Annotated in this window: 23 protein-coding genes; 10 read left to right on the top strand and 13 right to left on the bottom strand. The window is 44.6% G+C overall.

Translation table 11 applies throughout. From position 1 onward, the window contains the following. The first annotated feature begins 79 nt into the window (after window positions 1-79). A complete protein-coding gene (locus tag GWK48_RS06870) occupies window positions 80-883 on the top strand; it encodes an aldo/keto reductase (RefSeq protein WP_174630819.1) in 804 nt (267 codons plus the stop codon). 218 nt (window positions 884-1,101) lie between these two features. On the opposite strand, the gene GWK48_RS06875 is transcribed toward GWK48_RS06870, so the two are convergent. Further along, entirely contained in the window at window positions 1,102-2,022 is a 921-nt protein-coding gene (locus tag GWK48_RS06875; RefSeq protein ID WP_174630821.1) for a lactate/malate dehydrogenase family protein, read from the bottom strand. 431 nt (window positions 2,023-2,453) lie between these two features. Here GWK48_RS06875 and GWK48_RS06880 point away from each other — a divergent pair, with 431 nt between their 5' ends. Genes GWK48_RS06880 through GWK48_RS06890 form a run of 3 tightly spaced genes read left to right on the top strand, consistent with a single transcriptional unit; the run spans window position 2,454 to window position 5,732 of the window. Then, on the top strand, window positions 2,454-3,968 hold the full coding sequence (locus GWK48_RS06880; RefSeq protein WP_246263764.1) for a CARDB domain-containing protein: 1,515 nt from the start codon (window positions 2,454-2,456) through the stop codon (window positions 3,966-3,968). A 57-nt stretch (window positions 3,969-4,025) separates the two neighbouring features. Beyond that, window positions 4,026-5,213 carry an MFS transporter gene (locus tag GWK48_RS06885; RefSeq protein ID WP_174630825.1) on the top strand — a complete coding sequence of 396 codons (1,188 nt, stop codon included), beginning with the start codon at window positions 4,026-4,028 and terminating at the stop codon, window positions 5,211-5,213. A gap of 39 nt (window positions 5,214-5,252) precedes the next feature. Then, window positions 5,253-5,732 (top strand): DUF4382 domain-containing protein, encoded by a 480-nt coding sequence (locus GWK48_RS06890; protein WP_174630827.1) that lies wholly within the window; start codon window positions 5,253-5,255, stop codon window positions 5,730-5,732. A 102-nt stretch (window positions 5,733-5,834) separates the two neighbouring features. On the opposite strand, the gene GWK48_RS06895 is transcribed toward GWK48_RS06890, so the two are convergent. Both GWK48_RS06895 and GWK48_RS06900 read right to left on the bottom strand, forming a co-directional pair. After that, on the bottom strand, window positions 5,835-6,191 hold the full coding sequence (locus tag GWK48_RS06895) for a single stranded DNA-binding domain-containing protein (RefSeq protein ID WP_174630829.1): 357 nt from the start codon (window positions 6,189-6,191) through the stop codon (window positions 5,835-5,837). Window positions 6,192-6,332: 141 nt separating this feature from the next. Then, the gene (locus GWK48_RS06900; protein WP_174630830.1) at window positions 6,333-7,091 is read right to left on the bottom strand and encodes a dioxygenase family protein; all 759 of its coding nucleotides are present in this window, start codon (window positions 7,089-7,091) and stop codon (window positions 6,333-6,335) included. Window positions 7,092-7,195: 104 nt separating this feature from the next. Between GWK48_RS06900 and GWK48_RS06905 the strand changes: the two genes are divergently transcribed. Then, complete coding sequence (locus tag GWK48_RS06905; protein ID WP_174630832.1) at window positions 7,196-7,525, top strand: DsrE family protein; 330 nt, start codon at window positions 7,196-7,198, stop codon at window positions 7,523-7,525. Here the strand turns inward: GWK48_RS06905 and GWK48_RS06910 are convergent. The 7 genes from GWK48_RS06910 to GWK48_RS06940 all read right to left on the bottom strand — a co-directional run bounded on the left by GWK48_RS06910 (window position 7,522) and on the right by GWK48_RS06940 (window position 14,560). Beyond that, window positions 7,522-8,724, bottom strand: a complete 1,203-nt coding sequence (locus tag GWK48_RS06910) for an NRAMP family divalent metal transporter (protein ID WP_246263765.1) — start codon at window positions 8,722-8,724, stop codon at window positions 7,522-7,524. The two genes, GWK48_RS06905 and GWK48_RS06910, sit on opposite strands and share 4 nt — an antisense overlap. 165 nt (window positions 8,725-8,889) lie before the next feature. Continuing rightward, the gene (locus tag GWK48_RS06915; protein WP_174630834.1) at window positions 8,890-9,663 is read right to left on the bottom strand and encodes a zinc ribbon domain-containing protein; all 774 of its coding nucleotides are present in this window, start codon (window positions 9,661-9,663) and stop codon (window positions 8,890-8,892) included. Between the two features lie 70 nt (window positions 9,664-9,733). Further along, complete coding sequence (locus GWK48_RS06920) at window positions 9,734-10,252, bottom strand: hypothetical protein (protein WP_174630836.1); 519 nt, start codon at window positions 10,250-10,252, stop codon at window positions 9,734-9,736. Continuing rightward, on the bottom strand, window positions 10,221-11,162 hold the full coding sequence (locus GWK48_RS06925) for an ABC transporter ATP-binding protein (RefSeq protein ID WP_174630837.1): 942 nt from the start codon (window positions 11,160-11,162) through the stop codon (window positions 10,221-10,223). Before GWK48_RS06925 ends, GWK48_RS06920 begins: the two co-directional genes overlap by 32 nt. Further along, complete coding sequence (locus GWK48_RS06930; protein ID WP_174630839.1) at window positions 11,159-12,145, bottom strand: ABC transporter ATP-binding protein; 987 nt, start codon at window positions 12,143-12,145, stop codon at window positions 11,159-11,161. The genes GWK48_RS06925 and GWK48_RS06930 overlap by 4 nt, the downstream gene beginning before the upstream one ends. Before the next feature lies 1 nt (window position 12,146). Next, window positions 12,147-13,550 (bottom strand): ABC transporter permease, encoded by a 1,404-nt coding sequence (locus GWK48_RS06935; protein WP_174630840.1) that lies wholly within the window; start codon window positions 13,548-13,550, stop codon window positions 12,147-12,149. After that, the gene (locus tag GWK48_RS06940; RefSeq protein ID WP_246263766.1) at window positions 13,547-14,560 is read right to left on the bottom strand and encodes an ABC transporter permease; all 1,014 of its coding nucleotides are present in this window, start codon (window positions 14,558-14,560) and stop codon (window positions 13,547-13,549) included. The genes GWK48_RS06935 and GWK48_RS06940 overlap by 4 nt, the downstream gene beginning before the upstream one ends. 373 nt (window positions 14,561-14,933) lie before the next feature. Here GWK48_RS06940 and GWK48_RS06945 point away from each other — a divergent pair, with 373 nt between their 5' ends. Next, on the top strand, window positions 14,934-16,103 hold the full coding sequence (locus GWK48_RS06945) for a hypothetical protein (protein ID WP_174630842.1): 1,170 nt from the start codon (window positions 14,934-14,936) through the stop codon (window positions 16,101-16,103). A gap of 445 nt (window positions 16,104-16,548) precedes the next feature. Then, on the top strand, window positions 16,549-18,828 hold the full coding sequence (locus GWK48_RS06950; protein ID WP_174630844.1) for an ABC transporter substrate-binding protein: 2,280 nt from the start codon (window positions 16,549-16,551) through the stop codon (window positions 18,826-18,828). Window positions 18,829-18,900: 72 nt separating this feature from the next. On the opposite strand, the gene GWK48_RS06955 is transcribed toward GWK48_RS06950, so the two are convergent. After that, window positions 18,901-20,508 carry a S9 family peptidase gene (locus GWK48_RS06955; protein ID WP_174630846.1) on the bottom strand — a complete coding sequence of 536 codons (1,608 nt, stop codon included), beginning with the start codon at window positions 20,506-20,508 and terminating at the stop codon, window positions 18,901-18,903. A 147-nt stretch (window positions 20,509-20,655) separates the two neighbouring features. Here GWK48_RS06955 and GWK48_RS06960 point away from each other — a divergent pair, with 147 nt between their 5' ends. Beyond that, entirely contained in the window at window positions 20,656-21,645 is a 990-nt protein-coding gene (locus GWK48_RS06960; protein ID WP_174630848.1) for an alcohol dehydrogenase catalytic domain-containing protein, read from the top strand. A gap of 137 nt (window positions 21,646-21,782) precedes the next feature. Then, entirely contained in the window at window positions 21,783-23,120 is a 1,338-nt protein-coding gene (locus GWK48_RS06965) for a cryptochrome/photolyase family protein (protein ID WP_174632638.1), read from the top strand. A 737-nt stretch (window positions 23,121-23,857) separates the two neighbouring features. Here GWK48_RS06965 and GWK48_RS06970 read toward each other — a convergent pair. After that, on the bottom strand, window positions 23,858-25,198 hold the full coding sequence (locus GWK48_RS06970) for an FAD-binding oxidoreductase (protein ID WP_174630849.1): 1,341 nt from the start codon (window positions 25,196-25,198) through the stop codon (window positions 23,858-23,860). Between the two features lie 102 nt (window positions 25,199-25,300). On the opposite strand from GWK48_RS06970, the gene GWK48_RS06975 reads away from it, so the two are divergent. After that, window positions 25,301-26,239 carry an NAD-dependent epimerase/dehydratase family protein gene (locus GWK48_RS06975; RefSeq protein WP_174630851.1) on the top strand — a complete coding sequence of 313 codons (939 nt, stop codon included), beginning with the start codon at window positions 25,301-25,303 and terminating at the stop codon, window positions 26,237-26,239. Between the two features lie 37 nt (window positions 26,240-26,276). On the opposite strand, the gene GWK48_RS06980 is transcribed toward GWK48_RS06975, so the two are convergent. Continuing rightward, window positions 26,277-26,954 carry a hypothetical protein gene (locus GWK48_RS06980; RefSeq protein ID WP_174630853.1) on the bottom strand — a complete coding sequence of 226 codons (678 nt, stop codon included), beginning with the start codon at window positions 26,952-26,954 and terminating at the stop codon, window positions 26,277-26,279. Between the last annotated feature and the right edge of the window lie 12 nt (window positions 26,955-26,966).

Genomic DNA, 26,966 nt, shown 5'->3' on the forward strand with positions numbered 1-26,966 from the left:
ATGACTAGAACATACTACAAATTCCTAGCAAGGCTAGACAACCGGAAAGAATACTTACCTCTCTTGGTAACATTAATATATGCAAATATGTGACAAGAAAGTTTCGAAGATAGGTTTCGGTACGTGGAAAATAGGTGGAGGTTACTGGAGTTCAGATTCAACTCGAGACCAATACTGGGTGGATCTTCTCAAATATGTCGTGGAAAAGGGTATAAACGCCTTTGATACAGCAGAGATGTATGGTGGAGGGCACACCGAAGAACTAGTGGGTAGAGCCTTGAAAGATTATGATCAGGAGGAAGTTTTTGTGATTACTAAGGTATGGAACAATCATCTCTCATACGACGATGTTCTCAAATCCGCAAAGGCAAGTTTAAGGAGGTTAGGGCTGAAGTACATAGACCTCTATCTCATTCACTGGCCTTCCCCCTCTGTACCGTTGAGGGAGACCATAAGGGCAATGGAAAAGCTTGTGGACGAAGGGGTTGTCAGATGTATAGGGGTAAGTAACTTTAACGTTACCTTGGTTCAAGAAGCCATGGAATCCACTTCTAAGTATCAAATTATGGCAGACGAAATAGAGTACAGCTACGTGAAGAGGGATCCGGAGGAGGAACTTTTGCCTTATCTTGAGAAGAACAATATTAACGCAATAGCCTATTCACCGTTGGGGCGAGGCGAGATAACTAAGGTAAAGCCTTTATTGGAGATCTCTAGCAAGTACAAAGTTTCCACAATCCAAGTGGGCCTTAACTACGTTTCGAGAAGGGCATTGCCAATACCTAAGGCCTCAACGAAATCTCACGTTGATGATATAGCAGGGGCTCTCAAGTGGGACCTTACGGATGAGGATTACAAGTTTTTAGTTAATTTGGAGATATAGAAAAAAAGTAATTGAATCAAATTCATTATATTGTCTGAATATTGTTCATTATATTGTTTGCATATTATCTACAAGTCGTCTCAGATAATCTTGTTTTAACTGTCAATCGACACGAATAAGCAGTTCTAGTTGACACTATACAGGTCAATCCCTGGGGAAACAACTAGAGTGGATCTACAGAGACGGAAAAACCTCTTAAAAACTTTCCACTTTATAAATCAAGCCTTTAGGGCCTGTTCGAGCTGTTTCAGGTTCTCTTTGTAAACCTCGTAGAAGTCCTTCATGGCAGCGTTCAAGTGCCATCTGTCCTTCTCATCAAGGAGGCTCTCAAGAGATGGACCTATGCTGGCCCCGACCACTGTGGGGGCACTCACGTGTATTATCTCTCCCTCATATTCCTTGGGAGTAGCTATGCTCATTACCCTGTTCTCCCCAAGAGAGACTGACTTAATGATGTCAGCAATTATAGTTCCGGGACCCCAGGTAGTCCCTCCAATTACCCTTATGATTTCACCTGGGATCTTCTTGACGTAGTCGCTTACCTCATCCTTATTCAGGTTGTATTTCTCCACAGGTTCTCGGTTCACCTTTACGGTGCTCCAAAGTACAACAGCGTCCTCTCCGTGCTCCCCGCCAACAAAACCATCCACCCGGGTAACAGGTACCTTCAATTTTTTAGCGATAAAGGATCTCATTCTCATGGTCTCCACTTGGTCGCCCGCACTTATGGTAAACTGTTTAGAGAACTTCATGAAGACTGAAGCCATCATGTCCACCGGGTTTGCCACCATTAGGTAGATTGCTCCAGGGTTCTTCTGTGGTAACTTCTGGGCTAGATCCATCATTATTTTGGCGTTGTCCACGAAGAGGTCTCTCCTACTCATCCCTGGCTTTCTAGGTTTTCCAGCCGATATCACTACCATATCCATTCCAGCTACGTCGTCAAGGGAGTTAGTTCCGAGCACCTCAATCTTAATCCCTTTGGTGGCGAAAGCGTGCCTAAGCTCATGTTCGTACTTCTCTGGAAGTTCTGGAATAATATCATAAATTATAGCTTCGTCCACAGCACCACTAACCATGGCAGAATAAGCGATTGTCTGTCCTATTTTTCCAGCTCCTATAAAACCTACCTTGCTCATTCTTTCACATGATTAATGTGATATTACTTTTATAAAAACTTACGGTCTTAAGTATATATGATAATAGTAAAGTCTAGAGTGTGAGGAACCTCATGCAATTCGATAATGTAGATTTTGAGACACCATATCTCTCAGGTTACACATTTTTAAGAAATGGAAAAATATGCTGGTTATTTTTATTTCTCTTTTCGGAGATCATAGCTATCATATCCTTAGTTTCTAATGGAATGAGTTTAGGAACACAAGACTCAACTCTCATATAATTCTACTGATATCTTAAGTTTAATTAAAAATTTTAATTAATAAATCTCCCTAATATAAAACCATGGACGTTTCCTTAAAGTGTTATATTCAATTTCTGCAGAAAACTTAGTTTACCATCCAAACCTTCTGATAAGATTTTAATAGTTGTCCTCAAATTGTCTCTCACCATGAGACAAAATTTAGCCCCATTGCTATTATTTGTAATAATATTTTCAATAATACCTATATCCACCATAGGTTCATTAGCATCAAGTTCTAAACCTAACTACTTCAACGTCACCTTCGTCGAACAGGGGCTTCCCTCTGGAACTTCCTGGTCGGTCAACTTCAACGGTACTGTGAAAAACTCGACAAGTAACGAAATCACATTCAGTGTCCAGGGCCCATCGTACCTTCATTATTCCATTCCCGATGTGGGAAAACTTATTCCTACCCCCTCCTCAGGTTACGTCTTCGTTAATTCCTCCACAACGGTAAACGTCAGTTTCTCTCCACCTTTCGTTAAGATAGTCCTAGGAAAGCCTGAGGCAAAACTTCAGAGCACTGGACAGGTGGTGAGTGAACTTCAAACAGGTCAAACCTACGAGGTTGGAGTGGAGATCCAGAATCAGGGAAATACAAATACCCTAGTGACGGTCAATGAGACCATAATACTTAACGGAAGATCAGTCACATCAGTCACACCTTTAGAGGGATTAGCGGCTGGAGCTTCAACATTCTTGGGTTTTCAATGGACCCCTTCGCAGAACGGGGTTTACGACTTCCAAGTGACGGTTTCAGCAACGCCGAACATCACGGAATCTGCTTCATCATATCTTTACGTTGGCCAAACTCCTACAACTGTAACAAGTTATAACGTCACCTTCGTCGAACAGGGGCTTCCCTCTGGAACTTCCTGGTCGGTCAACTTCAACGGTACTCTTAAGAGTTCTCAATCAAACCAAATAACATTCCAGGCGAAGAATGGTACGTATAACTACGAAATAGGTAACGTAAGTTACGCCTCTAGGGGTATCCTAGGTTACGTTCCATCTTTGCAAGCGGGAAAGGTCACCGTAAATGGCTCCTCAGTGAAGGTTACGGTTAACTTCCTATCTCTTATCTTCAACCCCACCCTTACCTTGTCATTAGTTAACTCCACAAAGCCGACCCAGATATTCGGAAACACGTCCTATGAGCTGTCAGTCAACGTAACCAATTTAGGTAATTCGTCGGGGCACGGCTACCTCCTTATTTTGGCGAAGCAGGGGAACTCAACCTTAATTAATAAGGCTTACAACTTTAGCTTAGGTGTCAAAGCGACTAAGAGCTTTGTACTCCCCTTGGAGGTTACCAGCGCCCAAAACGTTGTAATCACGGCATATAGTTACGCTCAGACCCCATCGGGTAACGTTCCTATCAACTCTACCTCAATCACGTTAACTGTACTACCTAAGGTAACCTCAGTTTCTACAGGAACCTCCAGCACAACTAACACCTCTACGTCTCCGCCAACCACTCATAGTAATACGACGACTACAACTACATCTCCCAATACCACTACAACTACGACCCCTCCAACCTCTAACGTCACCGTCACACCTTCCCCCAAATCCAGCAATTTCAGTGTATACCTAGTGCTAGGGATAGTAGTGGTAATAGTTGTAATTGCTTTGGTAGTAGTTCTTTTAAGAAGAAAATAATTTTTCTCTATAAAAATTGAAGCTAATCTTTTAAACTATCATGATGTTTTCGTTTTTATGAAATTAAATTTCATAGGTTCGTATCTCTCTTGGGTCATGGACTCCTATGATCTCGGCGCAGTGGTTATCACGGCAGCTATTCTAGAGAAAGTTTTCTACCCTACCTTAGGACTTCTCGGTGCAGTGCTTCCTGTGGTGTTTACTGTGGCAGCTAGACCTCTAGGGGCATTCCTCTTCGGACTACTCGCTGACTTGAGAGGGAGGAAAAAGGCGTTAGTTTTCACTGTACTAGGCTACTCCCTCTCCATTGGGATCACGGGACTCGTCCCTCCATACGCTCAAATCGGGATAGTCGCACCAGTCCTTATCTCCATGTTAAGGGTTATCCAAGGAATATTCATAGGCGGGGATGTATCTAGCTCCTTCACCCTCGCCATGGAGAGCGTATCCAGAAGGAGAGGGTTGTTCTCTGGACTTATGCAGTCTGGAACGCTCCTGGGTTTCGTGTTAGTGGATTTGCTCTTCACTTCCCTAGCAAAATCCCCTTCGTTTTTCCAGTACACATGGAGGTACATTTACTTCACGGGTGTAATTCCTGCTGTGTTGGCTTTGTTGATAAGGGCTAAGATGACCGAGTCAAAGGTTTACCTAGAGGCTGAGAAGGATTATCCAACTAAAGGTCTTCAGCCCATATGGCAGACCATATTGGTCATGATAGGATTCTGGGTAATTATATACGCAGGACCTCAGTTCATACCTGTCTATCTAGGGCAGGTCCTGAAGTTACCTCCTGCAACCTACGGTTTCCTTGCCCTCATTATGAACGTGGTTGGAATACCGACCATGATAATATCGGGTCTCGCATCCGACCTTCTGGGAAGGAAGACCTTAGGAGTTATTGGGGTACTGGTTGCCTTCCTGACTGCGCTCTGGTTTTATTCATTTGGAACACCGTCGATAGGATCCATGATAGCTTTCGGAATAGGCATGAACGTGGCATCTTCCATATCCCCTGCATACCTGGCGGAGAGGTTTAAGACGTTTAGCAGAGCTACAGGAGTAGGTTCGTCCTATAACGGTGCGTTCCTAGTTGCAGGCTTCACTCAGCTCTTCATTTCCGGGCTCTCGGCTTTCACTTCGACCTCTCACTCTGCCATTATCGTGGTTGGAGCTGGAGCTTTAGTAGCAGGAGTAGGACTGCTAGCCGGTCCAGAGACCCTAAGACTGTCATACCTGAAGGTATGATTTTTTTAACCAAGATGGATATAACTATCTGATGGTAAAATGAAAACGTGGCTAATCGCCGTAGCTGTGGTTGTATTGGTAATAGTCGGATATTTCGGCTACGTTTACCTCAACACCGGACCGGTATCCGTGTACGTCCAGGACGCTCCCTCAGGCTTTGCAGTTTATCTTACCGTATCGTCCATTATGCTTCATCAGGTCAACGGGTCTTGGATCACCGTATCCAATAAAACCGTAACCTTTCAGCTTAGCTCAAACCTGACCCAACTTGTATCTGCTAGGGTGCCTGCAGGGAAGTATAACGAGATTTTCTTGGTGATTAAGAACGCCTCAGTATCTCTGTCTGGATATTCCGTCACAGTTCCAAGTAACGTTCTTAAGATACACTTCATTTCAGATAAAGACCTAGTGGTAGCCTCCAACTTGAACGCGCAAGTTATAATCAGCTTCCCGCACGTTTCCCTGTCAGCAGGTTCTTTAATAATATCTCCGTCTATCACGGCTGAGGCTATAGGATAAGCCGTCAAGGATAAGATTTTTCCACATAAGTTTTTCTTAAATAAAAATATAAAAATTAAATTAAAACGAAGGATTCAAGTAGAGTCATGAGAAAACTCAAACTCAGTATCTCCTACGCTCGTCTTCAACTACTTTGTTTGAGATGTTGTTTTGAGTGTTGACCTCGAAGGTTCCCTGAGTTTCTACCATCTTTCCTGTTCTTCCTAGAGATAACCTCATGGAACCTCTATGTACTGAGACAAATCCATCCTCTATTGCGAATACCTTACCTTGAGTTACCTTATTTATGTTGGAATCCCACACGCTCATTAAAACGCAACCCGTCTCGTCTCCGACTAGGACGTCTACAACCTGATGAGAGGATCCGTCCTTCCCAATCACTTGTCTTTTCTCTCCTAGACTAATTACCTTTACTGTTACGTCAGCCCTCTTCCTGGGCATTAGATCTTTTACTTTCAATTTTTGTATACCTAACTATATGTAGGCATACTTCATATTAAATCCTTCTGAAATAATTGCAGGAAAAATATTTGCCACTAGTTAAAAGATATAAGTCAATATTCTATATTCATGAAACACTGGTTCGGGTGGGGTCGGGTCCTACTTGAAGAGAGCAGCTAGCATGCTTACTCCTCCCCATGGTACATCATACCCTAGTACCTCCACCTCTGAGGGGTTAGAGAAACCGAGCACGGCGTAAAGAGGGTTCAATAACCCTTCAGGTTGAGCCTCGATCCATTCCTTTCTTCTCGGGAGAGTCATCAACTCGTCAATCCTTTTCTCCTTTAGCAACTCTATGAGAATCTGGTCAAACCTTGAAGGCCTGGGCTTTACCCCTAGGTAAATACCGTCTAGTCTATGGGTAGGTGATCCGGTACCAAGCATAATGGCCTTCCTCCCACTTACAGCTTTCGATATGGCCCTTCCTAACGCTACGTGTTCCTCAGGGGTTCCATCAGTAATGGAGATGGTAATCACTTTGACACCGGGAAACATGAAACTTAGGGGGATCCAAGCGCCGTGGTCTAGGCCCCACGAGGTATCGGGCTCCATCTCAATACCCTCGTTTCTTCCTTGCCTTATGATCTCATTCGCCAGCTCTACATCGTTCTCCGCTGAGTAGCAGAACTTGTAAAGTTCATCAGGAAAACCGTAATAATCCTGGATGCATTCTAGTTTACCCTGAACCTCGACTAGGTGTTTCCCGTTCCACGAAATGAAGTGTGGGCTTAAGGTAATCACAACTTCTGGGGAGTACTCTCTTCTCACCCTATCCCCTATCTGCGTCATTAATTTCTTCCATGGTATATCCTCGACTAAAATTGTGGGGGATCCGTGAGAGACGAATAGTCCAATCATTAAACTCGCTTTAATAGATAAAGCTGTTTTATAAATTATTATGCTTTTCCGTGTCCATCTTGCTAAGAAAGAGTTAAAATTATATGAGAGTAGTGGAGTGAGCCATGAAGGTAGTATTCCTTGTAATGTCAGGAGACGATAAGTTAGGTCTAGCGCTCAGAATGGCCTATAACTCAGTTAAGAACAAGAGATATGACGATCTTAAGATGCTCTTCTTCGGTCCTAGTCAAAAGAGCATAACGGGACTCCAAGGAGATCTCAAGAACATGTTTGAGGAGCTCCTTAAGAACGGGACTGTGGACTCCGCATGTGTGGGCGTAGCTGAAAACATGGGGATCAAGGATACGCTGTTACAGATGGGGCTAAGGCTAACTCCAATGGGGGAGACGTTATCCAAGTACGTGAACCAGGGATATGAAGTAATAACTTTCTAAAGGAGAGAGAGAACCCCAAACAAAACTACCGAACTAAGGCAAATCCAATATATTATTTTTTCGTAGGTTCTGTTTCTCAACTCCCCCATTATTTTCTCGCTAGAAGAAAGGAGGCCAAGTATAACGCCTGGGCCTATGAGTGTGAACACGAAGAACACTAGCAGGTTTAGAATTACGTTTGTTAATGATGCAATAGGTACAGTAGATATGAGAACGGCAGCAGGCAAGCTCTCAAAGAGATAAACCAAGATCGTTTTATCTTTGCTTATTCCCAAGGCTTCCACTATACCCCACGCGCTTCCTAGAGATATGACTACCAAGGCAAGGAAGGCCGAGGATACGAGTCCAACGCTAAAAAATACAGGGGAAAGGGATCCAGCCACTGAATCCAACGCCTTTGTCAACGACTCTGGGGACAAGAAGTTAGTGCTAGGATCGACGCCAGCCATAGCCATCTCTACTATTACCATGAGTGCCTCAGTCGCTATGGCACCAAGCGCGGTCTCCATCCTTATCCTTTTCATCGCCTCCCTTTTTGAGATCAAATTCTTGATAGAAGAGAATTTAATTGCCGTAGCCGATGCCTGAAAGAATAACATGAAGGGCATTACCACTGCCCCAACGTTAGCTGCTACCAGAAAAAGGAAATTTTTGGACGCAGATACTTCCAGAACAGGATAGTCCCTCAAGCCCACGTGTGCTAGGACCAAGCCATAACCGATTATAAGGAGCAATGACATGAGAAGTAGTGGCTTTTCAGCATGTTCGTATTTCCTGGTGACTATCAAGCCCATATGAAGTAGGAAAACTAGGGGGACTGAGACTAGTGGGGAAATCCCAAAGACCGCTAATCCAACTGCAGCTCCAGCGTACTCTACAGCGTATGTTAGGGCGTCAGTCAGAGCCATGGGTAAAGCCATAAGAGAGGCTAATCCCTTAGAGTAATTCTCCCTAATCACGTCCCCTAGTCCTCTTCCAGTGGCTACCCCGATTCTCCCTGCTGCTTCCTGAATAAAGTAGAGTGGGACAGACAAAAGGAGGAGAAAAATCACAAGGGAGTACTTGAGCAAAGCTCCAGTCTCAGCTGCACCTATGGTACTAGAGGCGTCCATGTCGGCCATCATCACTAGCCATGCGGGACCGAACAACAGTAAGGCATTTTTAAATCTACGAAAATCCGTAATTGATTTACGCCGCATCGTAAATCTAGATTGTCTTTAATTAATAAAAAGTTTTCCCTAACTTTTTAGGTGAAGGGTGATAAAAATGACAGACCTCAGGACTCGGAGGACGTTAGAGTGTGTGGATATGGTTGGCAGACCCCCCAGAGCATTTGGGGGAGACAGTCGCTTGTTAGGCATTTCTTAAACTTGTGGGCTAGACGTGTTAGTCCTCTTTTTCAACTCAGAGTATGTTATGATTTGACCTACAATTAGAAAGACTCCCAATAATACTTGGAGGGGAAGAGCAACTAGTCCTACAAGGGTAACGACTGAGGCTATTAGTAAAGTCCTTCTATTTCTCTCGCGTGACAGCCTAATCAGTCCTAAGGCGATGCTGAAACTACCGACCAGATATACTAAATAACCAACGTCAATCAGGGCAATAAGGAAAAGATTTTTAGAAATTGTATCAGACGGTGCCACGTTGGCTTGATATAACCCTACCCCAGATAACATTAGTAGAAATCCAGGAAGGAGAAAGATTGACATAATGGATGAATTCTTATATCTCCTATCCAGTAACCTGAAACCTAAAGAGTAGCTCCCTATACCTAAACCTATTAAAACAACTGCCACAAAGCCGAAAAGGTTCTCCACTACGAAGTTAGTAGGTATAAAGGTCAAAAGGAGGAGAGTAACTCCAAGGGCTAGATACATGGCACCGTTGCTTAGTCTGAGATAAGACTCATCACCCCTATTGACCACCGTACTTTCCTCTTCCGTCAGTTGAACACTTGGTGGAACAAGGGGATACTTACATCTTTCACAGATCGAGGAACCGGAGGGGTTCTCGAAACCGCACCTGGGACACTTTTCCAGTGGGAAGGGTGTGGAAGGACTCAAAGGATACCTACATCTCTCGCAGAAGAAGGCGTTATCTTGATTCTCGAAACCGCACCGGGGACACTTCTTCACAGTTAACCATCTAAAACATGTCTATTAAGCATTGTCTAAGGGGGAGAGGGCTCAGAACTTAAAATGCATATTATTCAATTCCCTCTAGTTTCCAACCGTACTCTTTCATTAGAGTTTCTTTTCCTAAGGCCACCCATTTGTAAAACTTCCTTATTCTTCTTCTAGTTGTCCTCTCTATCCAAAGCTGAAGGACAACTTCACATATGTTTGATAGAGGCCACGCCATAACGAAAGCCATGGTTAAGCTGAGCCAGGGCAGAGGTGGCATGAATTCAGCCAGAATCATTGGAGTAGCTATGAGCGAGATAACTACGAACAAGGACCGGTTTGCTTCCCTCCTATTCGTCCTATACTTGGGCTCAAATTCTATGATTCCCCTTTCCTTCAGCTCCTTCAGATTTCTCACCATTTTCCACTCTCGGAACAGGAGGATAGATAATGAAAGTGGGATAATAATTAGGAACAAAGGAAAAAATGAGATTATAGCAATAAGTGATCCTAACACGAGGAAAATTGAGGATATTATGACCTCCCTCTTGGTTGCTAGAGGTCTCTCCTCAGTATAGGAAGCATGCGACGTCGTGGTCATTGGAAACGCCTCGAAGTTCAGGTTCCTTTTCTCTGCAGGAATTCATTGCGAAGGGGCACCTGGGGTAATATTTGCAACCTTTTCCATTATAGGGCTCAGCGTCTTCCTTCACCTTTACCGAGAAGAGTGACGCTCTCCCAGCTGGATCTGGAATGGGAACTGCTGAGATTAGAGCCTTCGTGTATGGGTGGAGCGGTTTATCTAAAAGGGTATCTGCGTTACCTGCCTCAATTACCTTACCTTGGTACATGACGTATATTCTATCTGCAACATACCCTATTGTAGATATATCGTGGGTTATCATGAGAATGCTCTTTCCACGCTCTTCCTTCAATTTCAGGAAGATGTCCAGGACTCCGGCCCTTATGGACATGTCAAGCATGGACACTGGCTCGTCTGCCACAATGAAACTGGGATCCAAAACTAGGGCTCTTGCAATTGCTACTCTCTGAAGTTGACCTCCTGACAGTTGGTTTGGAAGGGAACTTGCGTACTCCTCTTCGGGAGTTAGACCCACGTCTCTTAGGGCCTGCATGACCTTCTGGCGCTCTTCCTCCTTACTCTCAACTAGTCCTTGAACCCTCAACCCTTCAGCTACAATATCGTAGACTTTCAATCTGATATCCACCGCCTCATATGGGTTCTGGTAGATTATCTGGTTCTGTCTTCTGAACTCCTTTTCCTCCTTTCCTCTCAACTTGAATACGTTCTTCCCGTTCCATAGCACTTCGCCCGAAGTCGGTCTCTGAAGGTTCAGAATGGTTCTTCCAAGAGTCGTCTTTCCGCTTCCGGACTCACCAACTAGGCCCACAATCTCCCTTTCCTTTACGTTCACGTTCACTCCGTCTAACGCTTTCACCAAGACGTCCCTGGACTTGAAATACACCTTAAGGTCTCTGGTCTCTATCATTTCTTATTCACCGCGTGGCATGCAACGTAATGGAACCCCTCAATCCTGGTGAACTCAGGCTCCCTTTCGTTGCATATGGGCATGGCGAGTGGGCATCTTGGAGCAAACCTGCAACCTTTAGGAGGATCTTCCAGATCTGGTGGGAAGCCTGGTATTGCTACCAGTTTCTTTTGTTTCCTTAACCTTAAGTCTGGTATAGCCTTAATTAGAAGTTGCGTATACGGATGCAAAGGGTTGCTGAAAACCTTCTCCACATCCCCGAATTCCACCAACTTCCCAGCGTACATGACTGCGATGCTGTCGCTTACGTTTGCAAGAAGTGAGAGGTCATGGGTAACGAACATCATGCTGAATTTCCTAGTCTCCTGCAGGTTCTTCATGAGCTCGATTATCTTTGCCTGAGTGATTACATCTAGAGCTGTGGTAGCTTCGTCCGAAACTATCATGGACGGGTTGAGCAGCAGAGCCATGGCGATAACAACTCTCTGTCTCTGCCCTCCGGACAGCTCATGTGGAAACATTTCTGCCTTCTCCTGTGGGACTCCAACGTTCTCTAGAGCCTGGTAAATCCTCTCTGTGGCTTCAGCCTTAGATATCTCCTCATGTGCTAATATGGTCTCCAGCATTTGATCCTTTATCCTGTAGACCGGGTCCAAGACGTCCATTGAGGCTTGTGGGATGTACGCCATCTCTTTCCAGACTACTGTCTTCTTGAAAGTCTTCATGTCCATGTTGAGTAGGTTCTGTCCCTTGAACCTAACCTCTCCGCCCATGATCTGGGCATTCCTTGGCATGACCCTAAAGATAGCAGTCACAAGGGTTGATTTACCGCAACCAGATTCCCCAGCAACCCCTAGGACTTTTGCTCTATCCAAGAAGAGGGACACATCGTCCACTGCCTTCACGTATCCGGTCTTAGTCCTGTAATAGGTCTTAAGGGAATCCACTTGAAGTAAGGTATCCGTTGATTCCTCGAAAATCATCTTATTCACCTCTAAGTTTGTAGGGACTTAACACGTCCAGCATGGCAGTTCCGAAGTAATAGAAAGCTGTGCTTAGGAGGATTATCCCTATTCCTGGAGGGAGAACCCACCACCAGGCGAACCCGTTTACGAAGGAGATATTGTTGGTTGCAAAGCCCAACATGTTCCCCCAGGTGGGGAAGTTGATGATTCCTAGACCTAGGAAATCAAGCCCTGACTCTGCCAATATTACTCCAGGGACATCGTACGCCAGTTGCGCGAAGAGAATGCCCATAAGATTAGGTACTATGTGCCTGAAGAGGATCCTGAACTTTCCCTCCCCCAAGGCTCTGGAAGCTTCAACGAATGTTCTGTTCCTCAGTGATAAGGTTTGACCACGGATTATCTTTGCAGTGCCTGGCCACGAGAGAAAGGATATGATGAGCAAGATTATCAGCGCTTTATTCACGTTAACTATTACGCCAGTGGCGTCAAATATACTAATAAGGACAATCAGTAAAGGCAAACCCGGAATGAGGAGGAAAAAGTCCGTCAAGGCATTTAGGGTAAGGTCCGTGAATCCACCTATATACCCAGCAAGCAAACCTATTATTAAACCTATTCCAATAATTAGGGCTGAGGCAACCAAGGAAAGGTAAAGATCGAACCTGGCCCCGTATATGAACTCTGAGAAGACGCTACCTCCATTATCATCTGTTCCGAGCCTGCCGTAGGCAAAACCCAGTGAGCTAAATTGAGGGTTAGATATCAGGAAGGTCTCCTTGGAGTTACCAGTGTTTTGGAAGGAGACAACCAGGTAATATAGCCCCGGCTTAGGAAGGGCAGCAGATGGGAACTCATAGGAAGCCAAGGGCTGATCTTGGAATGGGAGGGAGTTCACATATGGCGAATTGCTTGGGTTTATTGATTCCGAATTGAACATCACATGGTTTACTGTACCTGGCTTCACTTGCACAGTAGGAGTAATAGGTATGGGTGAAAGGGTCATTATGTTCAGGTTGTTTAGGTAAAGGTTTACGTTAAATCCAGTGGTATCTGGGGCGAGTAAGTTGAACGAAATGATTACGTTGTATGGATGGGACCAGTTCCACTTGATAGGGAAGGAGACGTTTTCAGTACCTCCTGGAGGGACTACAACCCTGATATACGTGGAGTTTACTTCATTCCCTCCAGAGCCAGTTAGTGTAAGATGAACGTTGGGTGGCAAAGACCTGTATTGGGGGAAGAGTGTAGCCCACGATGGGACAGCATACGGTGCTGCCACAAATTGTTGTGAAATAGAATAGGGGTTGTTGTAAGAGGTCAGGATGGGTGCCGCTAAGGCCAATATGACGAAAAAGGCTATAACAACCACAGAAAAGATAAAACTCTTCCTAGACAGAAGATCCGTCACTACCTTATTCATTCGTATTTCACCCTAGGATCGATAAGGGGGTAAACTAGATCTAACGCGAGTAGGATGACTACCGCGAACAGACTTATGATGTAGAAATCTCCCCCAAGTAAGGGTACGTCAAGGTTCTCAGAAGCCCTAACAAGTAACCTCCCCAATCCTGGGATATTGAACACATCCTCTATGAAAACGACCCCCGCAAAGAGGAAAGCAATGTCTATTCCCACCCTTGTGACTACTGGTATTATGGCGTTCCTTGTAATATGCTTATATAGAATGTTTCTATCGTCGATCCCTCTTGCCCTCAAATAATTAACGAAGTTACTCCCCATGAGCTCTATTCCGTTGTTTCTAAAAAGGATGTTTCTGACTCCGTAGCTTATTACCGTAATGAATAGAATGGGCAGAGTGAGGAACTTCAACAGGTCTACCCAGTAAACTACACCTTGAAGAGGATGACCGTTATTTGTAATAGCTTCGCCTAGGTTTGTGGGGAAAATCTTAAAGTAGAATCCAAAGAAGTATAGTACTATCTCCCCAAGCCAGAACGCTGGTATAAAATACGTCATTATTGAGGTAAAGCTAACAACGCTATCACCTATCTTCCCTTGCCTAGAAATGGAGTAAAGTCCCAAGACTACAGCTAAAATTGAACTTAAGATTAAGCTTGGTATAACTAACAAGGCTGTAACTGGGAACCTTTGCTCCACTAGAGTAATTACAGGTTCCTGATAACTCATGGATATACCCAGGTGGAAAGTCAGGAGAGATTTAATGTATATGAAGAACCTCTCCGGGAGAGGAAGGTTCAACCCAAACTGAGCATCCAAAGCCTGGACAAGCTCGCTTCTGGGTAGACCCTTATATGTGAGGGGAACGTAGAGCTCAGCCGGATTAATGCCATATAAGGTGGGAAGTACTTGGAAAATTGCGAAATTGAAAACTAATATACCGAATAGGAGCACTAGTCTCTCAGCGATTCTCTTTATCAAGTATCTTGCCAATCCCATAACTATCAACATTATACTAATGACAATCAGTTCAAAAAAACTTTATGTAGTAATGTTCTCTTGTTTGTTTGAAATGTTAATAATATCCCTGTTTCTTGTTTAAACATTCCATCAGTGCTTGATCCAAGACTGGAAAAAGTACAAGGGTCGAATGTAATTAACACGAGGACTATTCAAATACTTGAAAAGTTGTCCTAGACATGGTATATTATTTCTGTGAGGTTTAAAATTAGTTTTTTACAAATAAAGGCAAAATTCTCTGTGAGATCTAGAATTAAGATTCATAAGGATTTATAAGGGGAAAGCCTCGTTACTCACGGCGGGGACGGAGTCAGTTCGGACAAACTCTATATAACCGAGCTGAAATAACTAGAGTCATACAGAAATGAAGGGTACAAGGAAAGGGGAGAAGTCAAAGGTCACTAAGTGGAGGATCCTTACTATTGCGTTGGCACTACTACTTATTTTCGCTGGGACTGAGCTATTCTACATTCACGTTAAATCTGGACCAGTTACAATCGAAGTAAAAGGGGTTTCAACAATTAATCAAATAGTCGCAGTAAATAACAATACGTTGGCTTTTGTAGGTGACCTTAAGCAGGGCAACACTTACCGTGGTGTTTTAGGGGAGTTCTTTCTAGGTAATTTATCTTATGTTCTCTTTAATTTGGGGAACTATTTTACGAACGGCTCAGTGTATTCAATAGCTTATAACGGATCAGCTTTCCTGTTAGGCGGGGCACAGTACTTCAAGGTAGGTAACGCAAGCGTCCTAGTACCAGAGACAATTCTTTATAATGATAATAAAATAATTAACTTGACTAGTCTTATCCCAAACATCTACACCCCAGGTCAGGTCTTCTCTGTTTCGTGGCAGAGGGATTTCTGGCTCATCGGAGGCAGTTCCTTAGTCATACAGGGATCGAGTAAGTTCCAGATCCCATTTCTGATTAAGGTGTTCCCTAACCTTAACGTGTCAGACGTAACTTCGAACCTACCCTCTTATTTCTATCAACCGCTTAGCGTGGGATCAGGGATCTTCACCATCTCCTCGGATGGAGGAAGTTCATTCATTGGGGGAACCCACTTGTTTAACTATACAATAGCCCTATACGATGGGGAGTCCTTCATTAGCTATCCTGAAGGTTTAGGAGGGATTATTGCATCATCCTTCTCGCCAGCAGGTTGGATCTTTGGGGGCTTTACATACTCTCTCAACGACACGCAGATAACCCTAACCCTCCTTGGGGTTTTAAACGGATCAAAAGTTCAATTAATTACCTTAAAATATGAAGTCGGTATAGTTAATTCAATAACTTACGCGGATGGGAAGTACGTTATTTCCCTGAGGATTCCGGTAATAAATAACTTCACCGAATCATCATCAGAGGAAGGGATAGTTCTCTCTGGTAGTAATTTAAATGCTCTTAATCCCATATATACTGCGACAAATACAAGTATAAACTCTCTCCTTGTAGTAGGCAACCATATAGTGGGCGCCGGTTATGTGTACTCCAGCCAAAGACAGGCAATTATTTTGGTTCTAGAGCACTAAATTTTCAAGAGAAATAATTTATATAAGGATACTTTAGAGTTGTGAATGTACTCTGACGGGTAGAAAAGTTAGTTGAAATTGCTGAGAGTCCGGTTCCTCTCTGAAGACTTTACCCTGCTTTAAGGCTTTGAGGCAGTAAAATAAATAAATTTCGTAATATATTCTTTCTTGTCTAAGATTCAGTAATATTTCATAATAAAGAGCGGACATTCCATGAGGGAACTCTCACCTCTCTTAACTTTATTGGGGTTTGAATGGTTTAGTTGAAAAACAATGTTTATGTTATCTTAAGTTTACTCTCTAATTCAAAGATCAAAAGTTATCTTGCTAAAGTACGCTAATACATTCTTTTAATTCTATTAAAAGAACTTCATTAAGTGATAGTTCAGTTATGAAAAAGTTTAAATTCTATATCGCTCCCCATTATAAACGGAGAGATGTATATATGAGAAGAATACTCATTTTGATAAGCCTTCTTCTGGTAATTGCAATGTTTATCGCAGTACCGGTTGAGGTATCGAGCTTCGCTATAGCCAACTTCGATACTCCAGTGCTCACACCATCACAGGCTATATACAACGAACCCTGGGTAGGAACCATAGTATATACCTACGCCTACAGTACCCATACAGATGAGTTTAACGCTCTCCTAGCAGGCAAGGTAGACTTCATAAGTCTAACCCATATCTCAGAGATAAATGAGCTTAAGCACGCCCCCTATAACCAGACTGCCTTCCTAGCAATAGCTCCTCAGGAGAGCTTCGGGCAAGTGGTCTTCGCCTTTGGTAACAACCTGACCTCTAACATTTACTTCAGGTACGCCATAAGCTCTCTCATTAACCCCGAGAACGTCACCTCTTACGTACTGGACAATGGAGTTCTAGGGGTAGACGAGCCCTACTTCGTAAACCCCTCCCTCCAGGTCTACCAACAATGGTTCAATCCTCAAGTTGAGTCCTTCTACCAACAGTACGAGTCCTATAACCTAACTAGAGCAGTGATGTACCTAGAGATGGTGCCTGGAGTAACCCACCAGAACGGGCAGTGGTTCTATCAAGGAAAACCATTGAAGTTGACCTTCTACTACACTTTCCCACCCAACACGTTGAAGAGGTTTGCTGACCTTCTAGCTAGCTCAGCAGCGGCAATAAACCTCTCTATAACCCCAGTATCTGAAACCTTCGCTACTCTAATAACCCAGGCTACTACTCCTCCATTTAATGGATTTAACCTTACGACCTTCGGATGGATCAACTTAGGGCCTTTCCCCAACTCCTGGATGAATGGAATTTACACATCCCCTGGGAACACTGGAGGCTTCTCCAACTCAACTATAGATCAGGTCCTACAGAACGCCCTAAACTCACCGACCTTATCCCAAGAGATAAACTACACTAAACAGGCCGAGTACCTTTTACAACAGCAGGAACCCTACGTGGTTTACACTTGGAGCAACGGTATTCAGGCTGTGTACCTTCCAAACTGGGCCAACTATATATACCTTGAGTCTGGAACCCCAGAGTACGCCATAAACATCATGGACGTTCATCCAACAAACCAGGCCTTAAATGGGACGTTCATATTCTCATCGATATCGAGCGACCAACCTAGGCACATAAACATATACGCCAGCACTTCCCTCTACGCGTTCAACACCCTAGACGATATGTACGACTCCCTTGGAATATCCCCCTTAAATAACCCGACCCAAGTCATGCCATGGGTAGCCTCTTCCTGGACCGTCCAGAAGCCAGTGACCATGACCTTGCCCAATGGAGACAGGATCGTGAACGGTTCAGTCATCACCGTGAACCTGGTGCACAACGATACCTGGATAGACGGTGTGCCCCTAACTGCCTATGACGTTAACTTCACTGTCTGGTACTATGACCTCCCTGGAATGATGGGGACAAACACCTTTGATGGAGTTACGTTAAACTACACTTACCTAGCCAATCAAGGTTTCATAAACACCGACCTCTTCGGTACTATCCCGTCCCTGGTCTGGACTAACGTTACAAACCCCTATCAAATAGTGTTCTACCTCAACTCGTCCTCTTACGTTAATGAGTACTTAGTCCTCACTGAGTACCCCATAATGCCAGCCCACGTCATTGCCCCAGTAAACGTGGTCACGTTATACCACTCCACTTTAGCCCCGGAGATATCCTCAGGTCCTTACATGTTCTCAAGTTACAACAGTGAGGCTAAGACAGTAACAGTTACGTATAACCCATACTACTTCAGGATTAACCCGTTGATATTCCTAAAGAACGTGACTGCGGGTCAGCCTTACAACTTTACTGCTACCTTCCAGTACTACACCTGGGACAACTCGACCTCCTCCCTTGTACCCAACCCAGTTAACGGTACCGCTATGATGTGGCTGAAGTACCTAAACGTATCTGGGGAAAGCTACGGAAACGCTACCATGCCAGTTCCCATGAAGATGGTATCTCCAGGGAATTACATGGGGACCATTAACACCACGGGTCTTAAGCCAGGGATATATGAGATAGTCAGTAAGGTAACCTGGAATAACGGGACGAGAGAGCTGTACTCCTATGGCTCTCTAAACGTAACTGCAAAGGTCACGCCACCGACTACGACTCCTCCGACCACGGTGACCACGTCTACGTCTTCCACCACAATTGAGGTAGTAGCTGGAGTAATTGTAGTAATTGTCATAATAGCTGTGGCTGTAATCCTACTCAGGAGAAGGTGAACAGCTTTTTTTAAAAAAGGGATGATTAACCTCACCCTTATGGAAAAGAGGTTAGTTTTCTTTTTCCCCGTCCTAGCAATGCTTTAGTATGAAATCCACTGTCCTGATGATGGAGTCCTTTAGGTTTTCCCTTTTGTAGAACCCGTGTCCCTCGTTCTCATAAATCTTATACTCAACACTTTTCCCCAACTCTCTCATCTTTTGCACTATTTGGAGGGTCTCGGAGGCTGGACACCTAGGATCGTTCTCCCCTGCGAGTATTAAGAGAGGAGATTTCACGTTCTGAACAAAAAATATTGGAGATCTATCATGTAGAAGTCTTTCGTCGTTACCTATTTTGACTTCGTCGTACTGTTTAAGGACTTCCCTTTCAGTCTCCTTCTCGGTAAACCAGTTCACGAATGGCACAACTGCCACAGCGGAGCACCACCTCTCCGGGAACTTAGTGACAGCCATCATGGTGAGATACCCCCCGTAACTAGCTCCCGTTATAGCCACCCTTTTTACGTTTAGTACATTTGAAGCCTCAACTACGTCTATTAAGTCCCCTCCACCCAAATCCCTATCATTTAGGTGATTGAACCTCCTTCCCCTTCCAGTGGAACCTCTGTAATTTGGGCAAATGACCTTTAACCCCTCATCCAACAAAATCTGTATTTCGGCTGAGTAAACGTTGAGGCACTCGTAGTCAGGTCCTCCATGAACGTACACTACCCCTCTCTCTTCCTCACCCCTCTGATAAAGGAGCGCGTCTATCTCTTCGCCCTGAGACTTGTACGTCACCCTTGTCGGTTTGACAAAACTTCCTTTGACGTTCCTCATCGAATCTGTAATCCTCTCTAGGGTGACGCTGAGCCTGTAGAGGTCGTAGCTCCTCTCGTGATTGGAGTAAAGAAAGTAAAGATCACCGTCCTCCTTTAGGTCAGTCGGAAAACCTTCGCTCAAGATTTCTTTGTCGTCTATGACCAAGCTCACGTTTCCCTTAGTGTTAACAGTATAAACTAACTTGTTCTTCCAAAACATTGCGCTTAACTTGTCATGATTATCCACCTTGAGCCAAGTGACGGAGTGATCTCTCAGCGACAACGTACCTATGTCCGCATACCCCCTAAAATTGCTCAAGAAAAGCATTTGATCTCCCCAAAAACAGTCCTTGGAACCTGGGAACTCTTCGCTATTCCTATAGGAAAGCTTGAACTCCTCCCCTGAACTATTATCGATCACGGTTAGATCGTTGTCGTAGATTCCCTGCGAGTAGGCAACCCACCTCCCCATGGGGGAGACGCAATAGTCCATTACTGGGAGGTCTCCCTTACTGACTTGGGTTATCTCTCCTCCGTCGTAGAAATATAGGTGGATTGTCCTCTTGTCCCTGTTGGATAGGAAGTAGAATTTATCCTCACCTAAGAAGAAGGGATCCATGTTATCATATCCGTCCGAGAGTATAGGGTGAACCTTATCCTCAACAATGTAGATTGACCTAACCTCTGACCCTCCTCTGTCGGCTACCACAGCTAGCCTAGATCCAACCCAGTGTACCGATTCAGGTTCCTCAATTTCCACCTTACCAACGCCATATATGTAAACGGTTGGAGTTTCTTCCAGGACCACGTAGGCTATCCTGCCGTTCTTTACATCAAAATCTAAGACAGGTTCATGATTTAAATAAGAAGTGTTCATGGTAAGGGATTCGGATCACATGATATTAAAGGAATCCTTCAGGGATAGACTTTTGAAGATCTTAGGTACCTCTCCCAGTACATTCGAGTAAAGACCTTGTGTCTGCGCACTTCAAGCTTTTATACATCAACGATCCTCAAGTGCGTAATGAAGGCGTTAGTATTTGAGAAGAGTGGGCTAGAAAGCTTAGAACTAAGGGAGGTCCCAAATCCCAGTGTAGGGGACACAGATGTCAGGATAGCTGTGAAGATGGCATCCGTTAACCCCGTGGACATCATGTCAGTCGAATCCCTCAAGGTATACCCGATCCCGCACATACCAGGGTCAGAGTTCTTCGGTGTCGTCGAGGAGGTTGGTAAGAAAGTTTCACATGTGTCCCCAGGAGATAGGGTGGCAGTCTACACAAGGCTTTTCGACGGTACTTGTAGGTCTTGTTTGCGTGGGGATCAGACCTACTGTAAAGCCGGTAAAAGAATAGGGGTAGAGAGTCAGGGAGGTTACGCTGAGGAAATCGTGGTACCGGGGACTAACGTGGTAAGGTCAGACCTTCCAGATGAAATCCTAGCAAGCCTGCCTATAGCTATGCTTACTCCATATCACGCGCTCAAGAGTGCTGGCGTTAGTAGCTCAGACGTGGTGGTAGTAGTTGGGGCCTCTGGAAATACTGGGATGTTCGCAGTCCAGTTGGGAAAACTTTTGGGGGCAACGGTCATAGCCATAAGCGCAAAGCCTTGGGTTAAGGAGCTCGGTGCAGATTATGTACTTGACTACCAGGAGGCTGAGGAAGCGGTAAGGGAGATAACTTTTGGGGATATGGCTTCAGTTGTGGTTAACTCCCTAGGTGGAAAGTATTGGGATTTGAGTCTAAGACTGCTAGGCAATCACGGTAGACTGGTTACCTTCGGTTCCTTGACAGGAGGAAACGTTAACTTAAACATCAACGATATTTACCTAAAGCACGCCTCAATCATAGGTACCAACAGGGGGAGCATGGGGGATCTCATGGAACTCTTAAAAATCGCTGGGAAGCTGCAGGTAAGGACTTGGAAGGTATTTCCTTTGGAGCAGGGCAGGTTCGCCATGGAGCAGTTTAAGTCCAGCGATAGGAAAGGCAGAATATTTATAAGAATTAACTAGGGGATATCACGGAAAGCAGTTCACCATCACGCGATCGTCCTCGTCCCCTGAATCTTTTTAACGTTCATGTCCTATGGGACGTTAAATGTTAATTTAAATTTTCCACTTATTTTTAAAATTCCTTGTTTGTGTCAGGTATGCGTTGCGGCTTCATTTTCCGAAGAGATTTGAGACTGGAGGACAATACCTGTCTATCGAGGGCCCTAGATGAGTGCGAAGAGGTTATCCCTCTATTCATTCTAGACCCAAGGCAGGTTGAAAATAACCCCTACAAGTCTCCTTTCGCCCTGGGTTTCATGCTGGATACACTTTTGGAGCTTAATGAGCGACTTGAGCAGATGGGATCGAAGCTCCACGTAATTAAGGGAGTAGCTGAGGAGGTGGTCAAAGACCTGAGCTTAGATAAGATCTACGTCAACGAGGACTACACACCCTTCAGTGTAATGAGGGATGCGAAGATTGCCAAAGTCAAGAGGCTCGTTTCCTGTGAGGATCTTCTCCTGACTCCCAAGGAGTTCTTTGTGAGGAAGGGCAAACCCTACTCCGTATTTACCCATTTCTATAACGATGCGAGGAAGCTACAAGTGAGGGAACCTATCAGTTTCACCAAGAACTTTGGGACGATGCCTTTACCGGGTGTGGAACTTCTCGATGAAGTGAAGGACGTCAAAAGAGGGACCTTAGCGGGGGGTCGTAAGGAAGGTTTACGACAATTAGAAAGGGCCAAGAAGGTCGATTACTCCCTCAGGAACTTCCCAGCTTCCCCTGGGACCACGAGACTATCGCCCTACCTGAAATTTGGTGTTCTTTCAGTTAGAGAGGTATATCATGGGGTGAGTAATGAGGAAATAAGGAGGCAACTCTACTGGAGGGACTTCTACACCCTTATTGCACATTACAACCCACATGTCTTTGGAAACTCCTATAAAAGGGAGTTTAATTGTATAAAATGGGAGAATAACGAGGAAAAATTTAAACTTTGGAGCGAGGGGAGAACCGGTTATCCTATTGTGGACGCAGGGATGAGAGAGCTCAACTCAACCGGTTTCATGCATAACAGGACGAGGATGATTACTGCCTCCTTTTTAGTTAAGGTTTTACATATCGATTGGAGATGGGGAGAGAGGTACTTCGCCACCAGGCTAGTGGACTTTGACCCCAGCGTAAATAACGGAAACTGGCAATGGGTAGCTTCAACAGGTACCGACTACATGTTCAGGAACTTCAATCCTTGGATACAGCAAAGGAAGTTCGATCCAGAGGCAGAGTACATAAGGACATGGGTACCTGAACTTGAAAAAGAGCCAACCATGGTAATACATGAAATCTATAAGTATAAGGTTCCAGGCTACCCATCTCCTATTGTTGACTACGCTGAGGAAGTTAGGAGAGCTAGGTTACTATATGAAGAGTCCTTAGCTCTATGCCAGGGTAAGTCAATAGAAACATACATCTCTAGAGAGAGCGGACAGTAGCGTGTGGAGATTTCCACGTTATGATGGCTAGGAAAATCAAGAATGTTTTAAAATTATGAATCCTTTCTACCAAATTGACAATTTATATAAACGTTTCTAAGAAGAACTCTATAACTATTTTGAGGAAAGCCTAGCCCTTTGTGGCAGGGATCGAAAGCATTTAAACGCCCTTCTCTACCCTAATGTTACTGGAAGGAAGGTTAAAAAGTGGGGACGTCAGAGCTACAGTTATGAGGATCTCCCCTTCCCCGCCTCTCAGCCCAATCTTGTTGAAAGGTACTCACATGGGACTTGAGGAACTCTAAGAGAGTATCTACCGCCTAGAGTTGTCCGAGACTACTATAGGGACGCTATAGCTAAGTGTAAATCATGGTTCAAGAAGCCTAAAAGCGGTAGGTACTCAACAGTTTTCAGCTGAGCAATTTCAATATATCTAATTCATCCGACGAACTGAAAATAAAATTCGCTATCTAGAGAATACTGAAAAGATTTATATAACAAGAGAGTGACGTTAATTCGTGTCTCTGATTATTAGGTTGAACCGGGCAACGTCCAGAGCCTTGGTTTTCCTCATTGGGCTCTCGTTAAGGCTGTTATCCCTTCATCAGTTTGCGTTCCTACTTATCCCCTTTTTGTTTGAGACCGACGCCAGTTCTATTTTTCTCACAAACTTAGCAATGATTCCTCTGGCTTTCCTTCTCCTTATCGCCTCGGCAATAGTTTACCTGATCAGGAGGTCATGGATTCGACGCCCTCGCCCTTTCGTAGGCTAATTCGACGTACTTCCCTGGGTTCATTATACCGTTTGGATCAATCAGCCTTTTGATATCCCTCATTATTTCCAGGACCTTAAGCCCGTTGTGGAGCTTCAGTTGCTCTCCCATGAGTCCAGCCTTCTGTACGCCAATCCCATGCTCTCCGGAGACCGAACCACCCAATTCGATGGCGATTTTCCCGACTTCCTCAAAAATGACATCGGCGACCTCCTTATCTCTTACCAGGATATTTGGGTGTAAGTTTCCGTCGCCAATGTGGGCAATCACAGGCATTTTAACTTTGTATTTGGCTTCCAGTTCATTAATTCTCTCTATGGCTTCCGCAAGTTTAGATACTGGGACAACTATGTCCTCAACGTACATCTCCTTTGAAATAGCCTTGAGTGCTAAGGCCGACTGAGCTCTCAGGGAGTACATCCTTTCCCACTCCTCCCTTGAGAGGACAGTGAAGTCTGCACCCCACTTCTTTAGTATCTCCTTCATGGCTTCCGCGTCTTCACTTTGTAGACGTAACAGGAGCAAACCTCCCTCCGATTCTTTCAATCTAGCGTCTAGAGCACTGTTTAGGGCCTTTACTACCTCGTTGTCGATGTACTCGGAAATTTCAGGTAGTACACCGCCCCTCCTCATGTCCTGGATTATCCCAGCAGTGGATTTTAGGTCGGGGACGAAAGCAATTATGGCCGTTAGGTTCTCCTTCGGTAAGGGTGTTATCCTCAGCCATATTTCCGTTATTATACCGAGAGTTCCCTCACTTCCCGTGAAAAGGTGTACTAAATCATATCCAGCCCTATTTTTTCTAAAAGGTTCTCCGATCCTAACAGCTTCCCCAGTAGGTAGCACCACCCTCAGGGCTAGGACCCAGTCCCTAAACGTACCGTACCTCACTCCCCTCATACCTCCTGATGAGTTTGATACAGCCCCTCCCACGGAACATAGGAAGAAGGACGCGGGATCAGGAGGCAGGAAGAAGTTCCTTTCCATTAACTTTTTATTAAGGTACTCCAGGTTCACGCCTGGCTGAACTCTAACGTACCAGTCCACATCGTTAATCTCTATTATGTTGGACATATACTTCATGTCAATCAAAATACATCCCTGGCAGGCAACAGCGCCAGTGAGGCTAGTCCCTGCACCCCAAGGCACTATTGGGATACCTTTAAGTCTGGCGTAGTTAACTATCTTTATTACATCGTCCTCATTTTTGGGGTAAACTACTGCTAAAGGCTCTACCTTGAAGTTTACGAAGTCTTCCCTAGTTTCCTTGGAGACTTCTAATCCCAATTTTTCCAGGTCGTCCATAGATAACAAGTTTGAGAAGCGTTAATAACCTTGAACCCTGTAGATCACTTTCTTAAAGTGTTCTAAAATAATAGATATTATGCTAGGATACATCAAGGATTCATGAAGTTTCTTCTGGTAGGGTTAGGGTTCATATCCACTCACGTTGCACTGGAGCTGTCGAGGGATCAGAGCGTAACAGTAACTTTCAATAGCGTAAATCCCGTGAAAGAGGAGTACTTGGCACTCATAAAGTCCAAGGCTAACGCGGTAAAGGCTAATCCCCTAAGTGAGGAGATGGGGAAGCTAATCAAGGAACACGACGTTGTGGTCAATTTTGTCGGAGAGATCTCAGGGGGTGAGGATAAGCTTAGGACAGCGAACATAGAAATACCAAAAACGTTGGCTAAGAGATCCTTTGAGGAAGGGAAGATGTTTGTTCACCTCAGCGGGGCGACCTCCACTGGTATTACCGGAAAAAACGTAAGGGAGGAAACGGAGCACTGCAAGGGAGCGCAACCGAAGACTCCCTTTGAAAGGTCAAAATGTGAGGGAGAGAGAGCCGTAATGAGTGAGGCCCTCGAAAGGGATGGTAGTGTAGCCATCCTTAGACCTACACTAGTCTACGGAAGATATGCAGTTCACGTCCAGTTTGTGACCATGTACAAGCTCGCGAAAAGGAGGATAATTCCGGATCTTAACCTAAACATGGCTACTGTTAACGCATGGTCCATTGGGAGAGTAATACGGACACTAGGCGAGAAGATGCCCAGAAGGGTCATCGTTTATGCCTCAGAGTGCGGTAGCGTCAAGGTTTCAGACTTCTTTAGACTTATGGCCAAGAGATTAGGTGGAGGGATTAGTATACCGGTCCCTGTGGGTCTAGCTAAGGCTTTTTTACCTTCAGAGATAAGGAGTCTTCTCCGTTACGCTGGGACAACATACGACTGTACGGCTTTCAGGGAACTTGGGGGCGGTGAGACGTTCGACTCAGAGGAAGTTGAAATGAACGCTGAGTTCCTAAAGCTGTTAGACCATAAAGGTAAGCTGATACCTACGTGAAGTTTATGTGGTAAACAAGACCCTTAAGGCGAACTTTTTAGTAATTTCTGAGCATTAGAAGGGTCAGGATCGCCGTATAGGGGATAACAAACAAGTTCAATATGGGTATCAAGGATAAAAGTGCACCTAGTAAAACTAATAGAGAAGAGATACCATCTCTAGAAAAGGCCCTAGTGTACCAGTCTATAGCGCCTCCCAGTCCGATCCTGCTCCCCACTACTATGGAAGAGCTAACTATGTACACTAAGATGAGCAGGAGACCCTCAATGAAGAAAGAATAGGGCACACCGAACGACGAGAGTAGACCGAAAACCAAACCAGTGACTAACAAGGTTGGTGAAAAAACCTGTAGGGTATTCAATGTACTGTTCCAGGCCAGTGACAGGTCAGGAATATTCCCCATGATGGCGCTCCCAGATTCGAACGCCTCTATTAAGATGAGCAGAGAATAAATTGAACCTGATATGAATCCTATTACAAATAGGACTATCTTTACAGCCAAGGGGGATAGTCCAAAAGAAATTAAGGCAGACGAAATGCCCCCTAAGACGAATCCTATCAAAATTGCAACAACTAGAGCAATGATTACCGGGATAATCATACCTAGGTTCTTGATAAAAAAGTCAAAGGCTTGGAGATAGAGGGGTCTGCTGTTATACGTTGGCCACCCACCATATCCAAAATTGAAGTTTTTAGACGCTTTTGGAAATTTCATTTCACTCGGCTA

The sequence above is a fragment of the Metallosphaera tengchongensis genome (assembly GCF_013343295.1).
In the GTDB taxonomy this organism is placed as follows: domain Archaea; phylum Thermoproteota; class Thermoprotei_A; order Sulfolobales; family Sulfolobaceae; genus Metallosphaera; species Metallosphaera tengchongensis.